Raw genomic sequence first — 14,625 nt, 5'->3', positions numbered from 1 at the left:
AGGCGGAAGAGAGAATGGTGCATCCGGGAGGATTCGAACCTCCGACCGCTCGGTTCGTAGCCGAGTACTCTATCCAGCTGAGCTACGGATGCATAGAAAAGAAGTATGGCATTCAGTGTGTTAATACTTCCCTGACTGAAAGCACTAAAAATAGCAGACATCCATGAGATATGGTGCGCTGTATTACTCTGTTGGCGGTTGTGATACAACGATCCTGCAGGCCAGGAAGACCTCATTGATCATAATGATATCATCAATGCGATACTGAATAAGATGGTGCATCCGGGAGGATTCGAACCTCCGACCGCTCGGTTCGTAGCCGAGTACTCTATCCAGCTGAGCTACGGATGCATCTGAAAAAACTGACTCTATTCGTATCCTGCTATCACTATGAAACACAGTGATAAAATGGTGCATCCGGGAGGATTCGAACCTCCGACCGCTCGGTTCGTAGCCGAGTACTCTATCCAGCTGAGCTACGGATGCAAAATGGCGGTGAGGCGGGGATTCGAACCCCGGATGCAGCTTTTAACCGCATACTCCCTTAGCAGGGGAGCGCCTTCAGCCTCTCGGCCACCTCACCACACGCCTCTTACGAGTGCTTCAAAGAACGCACTTTGTTGTTCTCGGCTGCGTGGCGCACATATTACTTTCTGATACTTATAAGTCAAACAATTTTTCGGCGCCTTTTTCCGTTTGCATACTTACCGTGCAATTAGCCTGTAAAAACAGCAGGAAACAGAATTTTAGCTCTGTAAAACCACTTGTGCTAAAAGTGATATGACGCGCGATGAGTTTTAACTGTACTGAAAAGATGTGCGCCTCATGAATTCATGAGGCGCGAAAGTCTTAGAAACCAGATGGCTGAGATTTTTCAGCTTGTATACGCTGGTAGATCTCTTCACGATGTACAGAAACTTCCTTAGGAGCATTAACACCAATACGTACCTGGTTACCCTTAACCCCTAAAACTGTTACCGTAACCTCATCGCCAATCATGAGGGTCTCACCAACTCGACGAGTCAGAATCAGCATTCTTTGCTCCTTGAAAAATTAAAAGAGTCGGGTCTAATGTATCCCGGCATTATCCATCATTATATAACGTCAAAAAGTAAGCGATGACAAATACATTAAGCAATAAGCGCCATCAAATTACATTCTGTTAAATTTAAGTTTAGCCGATGCACATAATTTTAACCCAATTTTATCATTAAAGGTGCATTTATTGTAACACAGCACTATTCTGCAATAGCATCATCTGTTGCCTATAGTTATTTCAGTGATAGCTATTGCAATCTAGCGGTAACCCAGTTTTTTACACTAGCCAACGCAGAAGGAAGCGCAGACGCATCTGTTCCACCTGCCTGAGCCATATCAGGGCGACCACCGCCTTTCCCTCCGACCTGCCGGGCAACCATAGCGACCAGTTCTCCAGCTTTGACTCTGCTGGTCATATCCTGAGAAACGCCTGCAATCAGGGAAACTTTACCATCAGTGACTGTAGCCAGTACAATAATAACTGAACCTAATTGATTTTTCAGGTCATCAACGATAGAACGCAACATTTTCGGTTCAACATCCGGTAACTCGCTGACCAGCAGCTTCACCTTACCGATCTCTTCCACTTTACTTGCGAGATTCACACTGACCTGCGCCGCCGCCTGTTCCTTCAGCTGTTGCAGTTCTTTCTCCAGTACACGGGTACGTTCCAGCATGGTGCGCAGTTTATCGCCAGGATTATGGCTGTCACTCTTGAGTAGGCGGGCGATATCACTGATAATATCGCTTTGCGCATGCATGTTTACAATCGCATTTTCTCCCGTGACCGCCTCAATGCGACGAACACCTGCAGCTGTACCGGATTCTGAAATAATCCGGAACAGGCCAATATCGCCTGTACGTGAGGCATGTGTTCCACCACATAGTTCAGTAGAAAAATCGCCCATGCTCAGAACACGAACACGATCATCATATTTCTCGCCAAACAGCGCCATCGCCCCTTTCTCTCTTGCCGTATCGAGATCCATGATCGTGGTATCAATGAGTAGATTGTGACGAATTTGCTGATTAACCAGATCTTCCACCGCGCGAATCTCTTGTGGCGTCATGGCGGTAAAATGAGAGAAGTCGAAGCGCAACATTTTATCATTGACCAGAGAACCTTTTTGGGCCACATGAGTTCCCAGGACCTGGCGCAAGGCAGCGTGCATCAGATGGGTTGCAGAGTGGTTCAGGCGGATATGTTGACGGCGGACATTATCGATTTCAGCCAGTACATCATCGCCTGTCTGTAACGTACCACGGATCAGTTTACCGATATGACCAACAGACTGGCCATACTTCTGGGTATCACGAACCCTGAAGGAGGAGCCGTTTCCTGTCAGCTCACCGCTATCGCCGATCTGCCCCCCTGATTCCGCATAGAACGGCGTTTGATCAAGGATAACGACCGCTTCCTGCCCTTCTTCGATACGGTTAACTGCTTTACCGTCGACAAACAGTGCGCTGACTTTCGCATCCAGTTGCTGCTGATCATACCCTTTAAATACCGAACTGCCATCGACGCGAATCATCGCATTATAATCTGTACCAAAGCCACTGGACTCACGCGCCCGACGACGCTGTGCTTCCATCGCCCGTTCAAAACCAGCTTCATCAACTTTGATATGACGTTCACGACAAACATCAGCAGTCAGATCAAGCGGAAAACCATAGGTATCATACAGACGGAAAGCGGTTTCACCATCGAGTGTGTCACCTTTCAGTTGCGCAAGTTCTTCATCCAGTAACGCCAGACCACGATCGAGGGTACGAATAAATTGCTCTTCTTCGGTTTTAAGAACCTGCTCAACCTGTGCTTGTTGTTTTCGTAGATCAGTCCCTGCCGCTCCCATGACTTCAATTAATGGCGCCACAAGCTTCCAGAAAAAAATATCTCTGGCGCCCGCCATATTGCCATGCCGTACCGCGCGGCGAATTATCCGGCGCAAAACGTAACCACGATTTTCATTCGATGGCAGAACACCATCGGCGATAAGAAATGCACAAGAGCGTATATGGTCAGCGATCACCCGCAATGATTTGCTGCTCAGGTCAGTTGTGCCGATCACTTTGGCAACATCCGCAATCAGGGTGCGAAACAGGTCAATGTCATAATTGGAATCGACATGCTGCAAGACAGCGGCGATACGTTCCAGCCCCATACCGGTATCAACCGATGGTTTCGGCAAGGGTTCCAGCGTTCCATCCGCCTGGCGATTAAACTGCATAAAGACGATATTCCAGATCTCAATATAACGATCGCCATCCTCTTCCGGGCTACCTGGTGGCCCTCCCCAGATATGATCACCGTGATCAAAGAAGATTTCTGTACAAGGACCACATGGCCCCGTATCGCCCATCTGCCAGAAGTTATCAGAAGCGTAGGGAGCGCCTTTGTTGTCGCCGATACGAATAATGCGTTCATGAGGGATGCCGACCTCATTCGCCCAGATATTGAACGCTTCATCATCAGACTGGTAGACGGTTACCCACAGTTTCTCTTTTGGCAACGCAAACCAGTTTTCCCCGGTCAGGAGCTCCCATGCATATTTGATAGCATCCTGCTTAAAATAATCACCAAAACTGAAGTTACCCAGCATTTCAAAGAAGGTGTGATGGCGCGCGGTATAACCAACATTTTCCAGATCGTTATGTTTACCCCCCGCGCGTACACACCGTTGTGCTGTCGTTGCGCGTGAATAATGACGTTTATCAAGCCCCAGAAAAACGTCTTTAAACTGGTTCATTCCCGCATTGGTAAACAATAGCGTTGGGTCGTTATGAGGTACAAGGGAGCTGCTGGCAACAACCTGATGCCCCTTACTGTGAAAAAAGTCGAGAAACGCCTGACGGATCTCCGCGGTGCTCTTGCTCATAATTGTCCTGAAATCAAGCTAATAAGATATTGCTGGCCACCGATACATCTCTTCAGCCAGCAGGATTCCTTACGAAAATAAGATGGGAATAAGATAAGTTTTCCTGACAGGGAAGTAAAATCCCTGACAGCTCAATCTACAAAATTTCGCCAGATATCCTGAATATTTTCCATAACAAAGCCACGATACAGCAAAAAACGCTGTATTTTAACCTTTTCGGAAAACATTGTCGGCAGAGTTTGCCCATATTTGCGTTGTATTTGTTCTTTCGCGAGCGCAATCCAGTCAATATCACATGCCCGTATGGCAATATCCACGATGTTATTGTCAACACCCTTTTGCTGAAGTTCCTGGCGGATACGCACGGGGCCATAGCCCTTACGGCTACGGCTGACAATAAACTGGCGCGCGAAGCGCTCATCATCCAGATAATGGTTGGCGAAACACCAGTGGATAATGTTATCTATCTCTTCTGGCGTCACTGGGACGCTCTTCAGGTCGTTTTTATTCCATACTGGTGTAGCCAGTTTACGCCGTAATTGTTGTTCGCTATGGTCACGTAGCGCCAGAATACGCACCGCACGCTCCCGCAAACAGGAGGCAGCGCTGTCCTGGCGCGGTAAAAGTTCAGTCACAAGTGCCTCAGTAATCAAAAAAACAAAGGGCTACATTGCAGCCCTTGTCGATTCTTTTCAGCACACCATCAGAAATCTTCCGGAGTTTCTTCAGCATGCTCGCCGTTATTATCGATCGCGAAGTCTGGCGTTGTGTTCTGATTGTTCAGCAACCGCTCGCGAATTTTTTGCTCAATTTCTTTTGCGGCGGCGGGATTCTCTTTCAGCCAGGTAATCGCATTCGCTTTGCCCTGACCAATTTTATCACCATTGTAGCTGTACCACGCACCAGCTTTTTCAATCAGTTTCTCTTTCACGCCCAGATCAACCAGTTCGCCAAAGAAATTAATCCCTTCGCCATACAGGATCTGAAACTCCGCTTGTTTAAACGGTGCAGCCACTTTATTTTTGACCACTTTCACACGGGTTTCGCTGCCCACCACGCTCTCACCCTCTTTGACCGCACCAATACGGCGGATGTCGAGGCGTACAGAGGCATAAAATTTTAACGCATTACCCCCTGTCGTCGTTTCCGGATTACCGAACATGACACCAATCTTCATACGGATCTGGTTGATAAAGATCAGCAGTGTATTGGACTGTTTCAGGTTGCCAGCCAGCTTACGCATGGCCTGGCTCATCATCCTGGCTGCCAGCCCCATGTGAGAATCACCGATTTCGCCTTCGATTTCTGCTTTCGGTGTCAGGGCGGCAACGGAATCGACGACGATGACATCCACTGCACCAGAGCGCGCCAGCGCATCGCAGATTTCCAGCGCTTGTTCACCGGTATCGGGTTGAGAGCATAGAAGATTATCGATATCGACACCCAGTTTACGGGCGTAAACAGGATCTAGCGCATGTTCCGCATCAATGAATGCACAGGTTTTACCTTCACGTTGCGCAGCTGAGATGACCTGTAAGGTCAGGGTTGTTTTACCGGAAGATTCAGGGCCGTAGATCTCAACGATACGTCCCATCGGCAAGCCGCCCGCCCCCAGCGCGATATCCAGTGAAAGTGACCCTGTGGATATCGTTTCAACATCCATAGAGCGATCCTCACCCAAACGCATGATGGAACCTTTGCCAAACTGTTTTTCAATCTGGCCCAGTGCTGCCGCCAGCGCTTTCTGTTTATTTTCATCGATAGCCATTATGACTCCTTCATACCAGGGATGAACCAGGATAAATTCTATTCTTTAGCCATGATTATACTGTATAGCTATACAGTATCAAGCATTTTGTAAAAATTGTCGCCAGAGAAATTGTAGTGCATATGCCGTGGCCTGACGGCGCACTGCCTCCCTCCCGCCAACAAAGCGTTCGCATTGGGTAATGCTTTGTCCATTATCTCCCGCGATGCCAAACCAGACTGTACCAACGGGCTTTTCAGCACTACCGCCATCTGGCCCGGCGATACCACTGACCGAAATGGCATAGGTGGCACCGGCTACACGCAATGCACCCGCGGCCATTTCAGCAACCACTTCTGCGCTGACCGCACCGTATATCCGTAAGGTCTCTTTGCTGACACCCAGTAGCTGTGATTTGGCTTCATTACTGTAAGTGACTGTACCCTGGGCGAACCATGCGGAGCTCCCGGCGATATCGGTTAACACTTTTGCGATCCAGCCACCGGTACAGGATTCTGCGGTGGTGACCGTCGCCCCCTGAGCTTTAAGCTTCAGTCCAACTCGTTCGCTCAGTTGCATCAATTCCAGATCGGTCATTATTACCTCACCTCTGTCAGAAGAAAGCCATCAAAGATAGCATCTTTGATGGCCATGTCATGATGGCGTGATTAATTTACGACAAACGTCGCAGAACAGGCGACGACACAGCGCTGTCCTGGCAATGGCGCATCATTATATGAAGGAGTTGGCGCAAAAGATCATCGGGTACGTGCTTGTGCCACCGCCAGACCCAGCTGCCAGACAGCCATCGCATAATGGGTACTGTGATTGTAACGAGTGATGGTGTAGAAGTTCGGTAATCCGTACCAGTACTGGTAACTGCTGCCCATATCCAGTCTCAGTAAGCTGGCTTGCTGATGATGCCGTAGTGACTGGGTTGGTATCAGCCCCGCTGCCGCAAGTTGTGAAAGGCTATAGCGGGTTTTAAAGCCATGTTCCATTCCGGCTGCCTTACCTTGTGCCTGGACGGCCACAATATCGCCACTCACCCAGCCATGCTGCTTAAAATAGTTCGCCACACTACCAATTGCATCCACCGGATCCCATAAATTAATATGTCCGTCACCATTAAAATCTACGGCATACTGTTTGTAGGAAGAGGGCATAAACTGACCGTATCCCATCGCACCAGCAAATGAGCCTTTAAGATCCATGGGATCATCCTGTTCATTGCGTGCCATTAACAGAAAGGTTTCCAGTTCGCTGGTGAAATACTCCGCACGTCGGGGATAATTAAAGGCAAGTGTTGCCAGCGCATCCAGAATCCGGGTTTTGCCCATCACCCGTCCCCAGCGGGTTTCAACACCGATAATGCCAACAATAATTTCCGGTGGCACACCGTAAATCTGCCACGCACGGTTAAGCGCATCCTGATACTGATCCCAGAACGCGACGCCATTTTGCACATTATCAGCGGTGATAAATTGTTTCCGGTAGCGTAACCAGGCACCATTCGGTCCCGATACCGTGGGTTTAGCCGGTGCCTGGCGATCCATCAGACGCAGAACATAATCCAGATTTTTCGCCTGAGACAGTATTTCATGCAGTTGCTGTCGGTCAAAACCATGCTTGTTCACCATATCATTAATGAACTTTTCTGCTGCCGGATTACCAGCGAAATCCCCCTCCATGATCATCACGTTATGTTGTGGCTCCAGCACAAACTTCCCGCCCTCTTTCACCGTTTCGCTTTCCGGCGTCAACATCGAATTATCGCTACAGGCGGCGACGAGAATACACAGAGGAAATAAGGCAAGGTAGTAACGCTTCAGCATGAGACATCCATTTAATCAATTTCAGCAATAAACAGGGCTTGATGCCTGACCGCTTTCACTTGCCATTCTGGCCCACAGGAGTGGCCGGAATCGTTACGCACTCGCTGTGCGCTGCGGCTTCTCCACGCTGTTCGTGTCCAGGCTGGCGGTGGCGGGTGATCAGACGCTGATAATAAGCATACCAGTGTCAGCAGGAAAGCAGCAATCCTGTTATCTGTCCGATCCGCTTTTCTTTTCATCCATGATAATTCCCAACTGCTCCCGTCAGTATCAATGTGAAAAAAGAACCCGATCCCCGCAATCTGGCTCAATGCCGGTCAATATCTCAGTGACTGTCGGGATAAAAAGATCGCTTATTTTTTGGGCTGGTACTTTTCAGGAAGTTCCGGAACCGGGCGTTGGTCATCAAGCAAATGAAGAACGGTGAGCAGCGGATGACGCCAGATCATGCGTGGCCCAGCCCAGCGCATAATCTGCTTCATTTCGTCACGTTTCGCTGGCTGGTAACAATGCAATGGGCACTGTTTACAGGCAGGTTTTTGCTCCCCAAAAATACATTTATCCAGCCGCTTATCAGCATAATCATTTAGCGTCTGATAATGTTCAGCATCGGCGATAGCATCCGGACTGCGATGTTGATAAAGCAATATCATTTTTTGGATCGTGCGTTTTTCTCGTTTTATCCGCGACCCGGTCATCGTACTTCCTTATCCATTAAAGATGTAAAAATAATAGACCTTTATAACACAGGAGATAGCGATTTTCTCTTAATTGCCGATCCGATACCGTCTTCATCTCAATGGTAAATTCTTCCGCAAGATCCCAATATCCTGTTGCAAATAAAAATCACTATCATTATTATTTTTGTTATAAATACAAGCAGTAAGCACCGGTGAAGGAAAACTGAAAATTCACTGGCAAAAATAAAAATATCAGTCTGGAAGCATTATGTGAGCGCATACTAATAAGAATCAGGGGATAGTTGATACTATGCATAAATCCACTCCATCACCGATGTGGTTCAGGAAAAGTTTACTGGTTACCTCTTTGCTGGCAGCGTTGTATCACCCCTGCTCAGCGGCATCAGAGACCATAACACCCACGCCAGATCGGGATACCACATCTGACACTAACGAGCAGATGATCGTTACCGCTCCCGCGCTGACAATGAAAGCAGGCAACGAACATTCACTCAGCGCCCAGCAACTGCAGGATAAGGGCGGCAATGATTTTGGCACAATTATGCGCTACGAACCATTAATTAGCGCAACAGGCGCCGCGGGCGGCTCCGGCAATGGCAAGAGTGGTTTTGACCGTGGCGGTTATACCGGCTATAACATTCGCGGCCTTGAAAGCAACCGTGTCAGTATTGATGTCGATGGTATCGCACAGCCGAATGCCACCGGACGTGGATACGCCGGTCGTGGCGGACTTAACAGTTTTGGTATCGGCCGTGATTATATCGATCCTTACATGTACAGTAGTGTCGATATTCAGTCCGGTGCCACTTCAACAGAAACGGCTAACACTTCGATTGGCGGTAATGTCTCCTTCCAGCCAAAATCAGCAGATAACTATCTGTATCCGGGGAAAAACAGCGCATTTGGTTACCGCAGTGGTTATGATTCCGCCGATCGTAGCTGGCACAACGGCATAACTGCCGCCGCCGGAGATGAATATCTGCGTGGCATTTTTGTCTTCAGTCGTCGTGATGGTCAGGAAACAACAACCAATAGCAAGGAACTCAGCGCCTATCCAGCCAACTGGCACTCTGATGCATTTTTAACTTCAGGCATCTGGCAACCCAGCGATCAGTACAAACTGACCGGCACCCTTGATTATTATCATAAAACGAACCATACCCATTTCGATAGCTGGAATGGCTCCGGCAGTACCATTCTTGGGCGGGCGGAGCAAACCAGTCAGACCCGACGCTGGGGCGTCAGTGTAAAAGATGACTGGACCCCGATGAATACCTTCTTAGACAATATGTCAACCAAAGTCTATTACCAGCATACTGAAGCTCATGACTGGACACATATGCCCAACGTCAGTACTGGTACGCCAGAAATCGATGCCTCCAGTTACGATACGGATACCTGGGGTATCCAGACAGCATTGATGAAATCAATTGACCGTCACGATTTAAGCGCCGGGTTAAATGCCAGCACGGTTAAAACCAAACGCCCCTTTAGCCAGGAACCGGCACCCGCCAGTACCGGTAAAATCATGCAGCCAGAAGCGGATAGCCGCAGTAATATATTAGGCGGTTTCATTCAGGATAAAATCAATTTCGATATTGATAGCCATAACTTTGCCGTGATCCCTGGGGTTCGTGTTGTTTATCAGTCGACAAAGCCACAGAATCTGCAAAGCCTGTCGGCCAATAGTACCAGTTTAACCCCTGCCGCTGCCGCGAATCTGTACGGTAAGAATAGCGATACCCAGGCACTCCCCTCACTGGCATTTCAATATGACATCACCCCACAACTGATGACCTATATACAGTACAAGCGCGGGGCCGAATTTCCGAATGCCAGCCAGTTATATGGCTCCTGGAACCTGAACTCCACTTATGCTGACCGTGCGCAGTATGCACTTATCGGTAATACCGATTTAGATACCGAAACCAGCAATAACGTCGAGTGGGGCATGAAAGGAGAAATGGTTGAGGGGATCACCCTGCGAAGTGCGCTGTTTTACAACAGTTACAAAAACTTCATGGCCTACAACCGTTATACCCGTGCCAATAACCCAGACCGTTTCACTCATGTGCCCTCGAATATTCATACCATCTTCCAGACAGAAAACCGTGATTCCGCCTTTATCTATGGGGGGGAAATCAGTTCCAGATTCAACTTTGGCACCTGGTTTGAAGAGGTTAATGGTCTGAGTGCGACGCTTGCTTATGGCTATAATGAAGGGAAAGCGAAATCCAGTTACCTTGGCGACAGATATGTAGATATTGACAGCGTTGCTCCCATGAAGGCCATCACTGGCATCGCCTGGGATGATCCGGCAAAACGCTATGGTACCGCACTGACCGCGACTTTTGTTAAAGGCAAACGCGCCACGGCAACCAGTCGTGAGTCTTATCCTAACACCGGTTCAGCGATAACGCAGACAACGAAAGAGTATATGCGGGTTCCCGGTTATGGTCTGCTGGACTGGACGGCCTGGTGGCAGGTGGCTAAAAATGTGCGTTTAAATGGCGGTGTTTATAACATCACGGATCGTAAATACTGGGATTATCTGAGCAGCCGTACGCTTGAAACAACGACTAATCAGGATGCTTACAATAAAGCACTCTCTGTTATGCCAGGACGTACCTGGCAAATGGGTCTGAATATTGATTTCTGATGATTTGCCAATAGATAACCTCTCCGGCATTTCAGATTGCGGAGAGGTGTTTGACAGAAGTAGACGCTTTATTTGTTGTCAATAACCATCCAGGAAGTACCTGCTTCTCATTATTGACAGCACTGACAAAGGGTAGTACCTGGAATCTTCAGGTACTACCTCTATTCTGCCGTCTCTGCGCCCGATCCGTGACTTTATTAACTCACATTGATAACGCCTGACAGATTAAGCGTTTCACCCATCAGGCTAATTTACTTGCTATTCTGACCCTCGGCAGTGCCCAAAATCCTCACATACTGCGGTTTCTCCGCACTATCGATCAGATGGGCTGCGCCAGCAACACCTTATGTGATAGATGCTAAGCGGTTAAGGATTTTTTGTTAGATAAATATAGACAATCAATATTAATACAGGAAAAGTCCTGAACAATATATCTACAAATGGTTTTTCGTAATATACGCCAAGAAATATGATAACAGCTGCCGCTACATTACATACTTGTATTAGTTCACCACCTATTAACGCTTTCTCTATCGGATCCTGAGTAGTAAAAAATTGCGAGTAGTATTCAGCATAATTTACAACCGTTGTCCAATATTCAGTGATATCATCCATAAAAAAATACTCCCTGGGTGACCAGATTGATATATATTGTATTTTTCGGCATAAGAGCACATCACCCCGGCGGCTATGTTACCGATTAACATATAAACAACATTCTCAACATCACAACTCTTTTGAAAAAATTATATTTATCATGACCCAAGCCATCTGTTGTTCCTGACGGACAGATTGTTTTCTGATTCTATCCTGATCGATTTTCATGCTTCACATGGCTTTGTTGAATAATAGTGAACCATGCTGTTTTATCACACCTGTTTTGGTCATAAATGCTGGTCTCTACTGCGAGAAGCTTCCGACCCTGACCTTAACCTTCTGATTTTACGTTGAGGAAGACCGATGTTTTTGTAGGCACGCAGCATAATATCTATTTATTCAACAAAGCCGCTTCACATCAGAATCTACCGTTATTTTGCTTATTTGTGAATCCATAAAATAACTTTTTTACGCCACAGCGCCTCATCAGTTGTTATTATATTTAATTTTGTTATTCAATGAGTTAAAAATAATTTACAGTGTCGCTTTCAACTTTACAGCCAAAATTAATCAACAGATTATAAATAATATCATCTCAAAAATCAATATTTGTTAATTAATGATCATGTAATTATTACATAACATATACTTTAGAAACACTAAACTGAAACAGTTTTATTACTTCATAAGCTAATATAGCGGTAAAATATTGCTCAATTATCGTATATAAAGCACCTCACAGGCAAATACAATAGTGACAGGCCATACAGAATATACACCAGCGATATTACCTTATTTTTATCATTACTCCTGTAGCACGCTGAATTTTAAATAAAATTATTTACATTTCAACATAGCGTATTAAGACATTATTTTCATTCATATTACTTAACAACCTCAGCAACAAGCCGACCGGATGATGGCGGATGACAAATGATGAGCAACATCATATTGACAGGTTTATGGGTGCCTGATAATAATTATTCGCTATCATTTCAATAAGATATATGTTTGTTTTATATCAAACCCAGCATCCTCCACCAGGTGGCCGCCAATATCAGTAGTAACAGATAACCCACCAGTGAGAGCCAAAGTCCGACATCCGTAAACTGCCTTGCTGTGAAAGTATCGGTACCCAGGCAAACCATATTTTGTGGGGCATTAATCGGTAAAATAAAGCCAAAACTGACGCTGAAAGCCAGTAAAATCGTCATCCCGACAGGGTTCACGCCCAGTTCCGATGGCAAACCGGTTAACAAACTGATTAAGATCGGTAATAACGCGGAGGTCAACGCGGTCGCACTAGCAAATCCAAGATGGATAACAATTAAAAAAGCAGACAGAATCGCAAAAATCGCCAATGGCGATAAGCTATCAAGACCAAAGCCTTTTACGACATAATCCGCCATCCAGGCGGCAGCATGGGTATCAAGTAACGCCGATCCCAGACTAATTCCAATACCGAAGGTCAGTAAAGTCCCCCAGTGTACACGCTGTTCAACATCGTTCCAGCGCATCACCCCCATCCCCGGCAGAAGCATGACTGCCAGCCCGGCAAGCGTAACCGAAGTCGTGTCAATGTTGTGTAATTTTCCACCGGTCGCCCACAAAAAAAGCATTAACAGTGAAATGACTATCAGACGTTTTTCTTTACCGGTTGCTGATCCCAGATCCTGAAGTGCTTTGTTTATCGCCTCACTGCCACCAGCAATGATTTCCGTTTCAGGCGGCAAGCGTTTACGCACGACAAAATAGAGCACGACAGACATGGCCAGGCTCCAGGGTGCCCCCGCCAGAAACCAGTCTAACCAGCTGACACTATGATTGATGCCAAACGTTTTATTGATAAAACCAAGAGAAAGCAGATTCTGTGCTGCTGAAGTCTGGATACCCACATTCCAGATACTGGTCGCCTGGGCAACTACAATGACCATTGAAGCGGCCAGACGGGAATGTTTATCAATTTTAAAGGCGGCGATGACCCCCATCATAATCGGCACCACACAGGCAGTACGGGCCGTAGCACTGGGCACCACCAGACTCAATAAAAGGGTGACGATGATAATTCCTGTCAGCATCCGGCGACTACTGGTTCCCGTTTTTGACATGGTAAACAACGCAATACGTTTATCCAGCCCGGTAATCGTCATCGCGGCAGCAATAAACATCGCCGCCGCCACCAGTGCCAGCGCGGGGCTGGAAAAGCCAGGTAATGTTAACTTCAGTGCCTTAGCCGTCCCCAGTATCCTATCGGGTTGTTGCATATCCGGCGCAAAGCCAACCATAGAAATGATTAATACGGCGATCACAATCGCACTGGTGGTATAGTCCATTGCCTCACTCATCCAGACGATAATGGCAAATACCAGTATCGCAATCATATTTTGCCCGGCAACCGGTAATTGCTCCGCCGAAGGCAGAAACACAATACTAAGACCCGCAATCGTCGCCAGCCATAATCCGGGATGCGGGATCATATTGCTCTTTTGTCTGGTTCTGTCAGGAACTGATGACATAATCACCTCACTGGAGAAAAGATGGCAGATAAAAATGCCGCCTGTACGATCTCTCTGTCATCCTGCAGGCGGCGTTGATAGTTGTATACAGAGACACGGTAGTGAATAAAAGGTAAGTAAAATGATCGCATAATGTGAAATTTCATTTTACTTTTCACTCAATACCGCTACTCCGACCCACAATGTATTATCAGTTTATTAATATAATGACAAATTAATTTAATTAAAATTAAATCTATTCAATATTAATCAACATTATCATGCGAGGAAATCATGGCGATAAACGCAGATAACAGGGGAACATGTTGGCCAGCGTTATCGACAAAAGAGGGCGGCTGACCATCTGATATAACAAAGATATCAGCCACACCGTCGCCAGCATGAAGATCACATCGCTGACAGAAGATTACAGATATATTAAATGAATACTGCACTTTTTATCCTGCGGTTAACGTCGGCCGAATAAGACCTCCGGATGGCCAGCCGCAAGGATTCAGCTGACAGAAACATTCCAGCCAGCCAGCCAGACAGACAGACAGACAGACAGACAGACAGACAGACAGACAGACAGACAGACATATTAAACATATTCATTCCCTTTATTTTTATTGATATACTTCACAAAAGATGACAGTATAAATAGATATGATGAA

General features: G+C 46.8%; 11 protein-coding genes and 4 tRNA genes. 1 reads left to right on the top strand and 14 read right to left on the bottom strand.

The genetic code is table 11. The features are described 5' to 3' along the window. Nucleotides 1–15 precede the first annotated feature (15 nt). From PT300_05770 to PT300_05715, 12 genes are all read right to left on the bottom strand, one after another. A tRNA-Arg gene (locus PT300_05770) sits at nt 16–92 on the bottom strand. Nucleotides 93–274: 182 nt separating this feature from the next. After that, a tRNA-Arg gene (locus tag PT300_05765) sits at nt 275–351 on the bottom strand. A gap of 58 nt (nt 352–409) precedes the next feature. Next, a tRNA-Arg gene (locus tag PT300_05760) sits at nt 410–486 on the bottom strand. 4 nt (nt 487–490) lie between these two features. Continuing rightward, nucleotides 491–583: transfer RNA gene (locus PT300_05755), tRNA-Ser, on the bottom strand. A gap of 266 nt (nt 584–849) precedes the next feature. After that, nucleotides 850–1,035 (bottom strand): carbon storage regulator CsrA, encoded by a 186-nt coding sequence (gene csrA, locus PT300_05750; protein MDF7680141.1) that lies wholly within the window; start codon nt 1,033–1,035, stop codon nt 850–852. A 251-nt stretch (nt 1,036–1,286) separates the two neighbouring features. Beyond that, nucleotides 1,287–3,917, bottom strand: coding sequence for an alanine--tRNA ligase (alaS, locus tag PT300_05745; protein MDF7680140.1), 2,631 nt, complete (start codon nt 3,915–3,917; stop codon nt 1,287–1,289). Nucleotides 3,918–4,048: 131 nt separating this feature from the next. Beyond that, nucleotides 4,049–4,552 (bottom strand): regulatory protein RecX, encoded by a 504-nt coding sequence (locus PT300_05740; protein ID MDF7680139.1) that lies wholly within the window; start codon nt 4,550–4,552, stop codon nt 4,049–4,051. 68 nt (nt 4,553–4,620) lie between these two features. Then, nucleotides 4,621–5,685: a recombinase RecA gene (recA, locus tag PT300_05735; protein ID MDF7680138.1), complete on the bottom strand. Its 1,065-nt coding sequence runs from the start codon at nt 5,683–5,685 to the stop codon at nt 4,621–4,623. Between the two features lie 78 nt (nt 5,686–5,763). Next, on the bottom strand, nt 5,764–6,261 hold the full coding sequence (gene pncC / locus PT300_05730) for a nicotinamide-nucleotide amidase (protein ID MDF7680137.1): 498 nt from the start codon (nt 6,259–6,261) through the stop codon (nt 5,764–5,766). A gap of 161 nt (nt 6,262–6,422) precedes the next feature. After that, nucleotides 6,423–7,499, bottom strand: a complete 1,077-nt coding sequence (mltB, locus tag PT300_05725) for a lytic murein transglycosylase B (GenBank protein ID MDF7680136.1) — start codon at nt 7,497–7,499, stop codon at nt 6,423–6,425. Nucleotides 7,500–7,510: 11 nt separating this feature from the next. Beyond that, nucleotides 7,511–7,738 (bottom strand): hypothetical protein, encoded by a 228-nt coding sequence (locus PT300_05720; protein ID MDF7680135.1) that lies wholly within the window; start codon nt 7,736–7,738, stop codon nt 7,511–7,513. A gap of 114 nt (nt 7,739–7,852) precedes the next feature. Further along, the gene (locus PT300_05715; protein ID MDF7680134.1) at nt 7,853–8,197 is read right to left on the bottom strand and encodes a nitrous oxide-stimulated promoter family protein; all 345 of its coding nucleotides are present in this window, start codon (nt 8,195–8,197) and stop codon (nt 7,853–7,855) included. Between the two features lie 292 nt (nt 8,198–8,489). Between PT300_05715 and PT300_05710 the strand changes: the two genes are divergently transcribed. Further along, nucleotides 8,490–10,859, top strand: a complete 2,370-nt coding sequence (locus PT300_05710) for a TonB-dependent receptor (GenBank protein MDF7680133.1) — start codon at nt 8,490–8,492, stop codon at nt 10,857–10,859. Between the two features lie 366 nt (nt 10,860–11,225). On the opposite strand, the gene PT300_05705 is transcribed toward PT300_05710, so the two are convergent. Together PT300_05705 and PT300_05700 are read right to left on the bottom strand one after the other, a co-directional pair. Beyond that, nucleotides 11,226–11,474 (bottom strand): hypothetical protein, encoded by a 249-nt coding sequence (locus tag PT300_05705; protein ID MDF7680132.1) that lies wholly within the window; start codon nt 11,472–11,474, stop codon nt 11,226–11,228. Between the two features lie 998 nt (nt 11,475–12,472). Beyond that, a complete protein-coding gene (locus PT300_05700) occupies nt 12,473–13,972 on the bottom strand; it encodes a DASS family sodium-coupled anion symporter (GenBank protein ID MDF7680131.1) in 1,500 nt (499 codons plus the stop codon). Nucleotides 13,973–14,625 lie beyond the last annotated feature (653 nt).

The organism is Enterobacteriaceae bacterium ESL0689, assembly GCA_029433525.1.
Taxonomy (GTDB): Bacteria; Pseudomonadota; Gammaproteobacteria; order Enterobacterales; family Enterobacteriaceae; genus JAQTIF01.
Note: the sequence above shows the minus strand (reverse complement) of the source record. Positions and strands in the feature narration are given on the sequence as shown.

Coding starts and splice junctions, on each gene's coding strand:
- csrA (MDF7680141.1), bottom strand. CDS start 1,035: ATGCTGATTCTGACTCGTCGAGTTGGTGAGACCCTCATGATTGGCGAT.
- alaS (MDF7680140.1), bottom strand. CDS start 3,917: ATGAGCAAGAGCACCGCGGAGATCCGTCAGGCGTTTCTCGACTTTTTT.
- recA (MDF7680138.1), bottom strand. CDS start 5,685: ATGGCTATCGATGAAAATAAACAGAAAGCGCTGGCGGCAGCACTGGGC.
- pncC (MDF7680137.1), bottom strand. CDS start 6,261: ATGACCGATCTGGAATTGATGCAACTGAGCGAACGAGTTGGACTGAAG.
- mltB (MDF7680136.1), bottom strand. CDS start 7,499: ATGCTGAAGCGTTACTACCTTGCCTTATTTCCTCTGTGTATTCTCGTC.
- PT300_05720 (MDF7680135.1), bottom strand. CDS start 7,738: ATGAAAAGAAAAGCGGATCGGACAGATAACAGGATTGCTGCTTTCCTG.
- PT300_05715 (MDF7680134.1), bottom strand. CDS start 8,197: ATGACCGGGTCGCGGATAAAACGAGAAAAACGCACGATCCAAAAAATG.
- PT300_05710 (MDF7680133.1), top strand. CDS start 8,490: ATGCATAAATCCACTCCATCACCGATGTGGTTCAGGAAAAGTTTACTG.
- PT300_05705 (MDF7680132.1), bottom strand. CDS start 11,474: ATGGATGATATCACTGAATATTGGACAACGGTTGTAAATTATGCTGAA.
- PT300_05700 (MDF7680131.1), bottom strand. CDS start 13,972: ATGTCATCAGTTCCTGACAGAACCAGACAAAAGAGCAATATGATCCCG.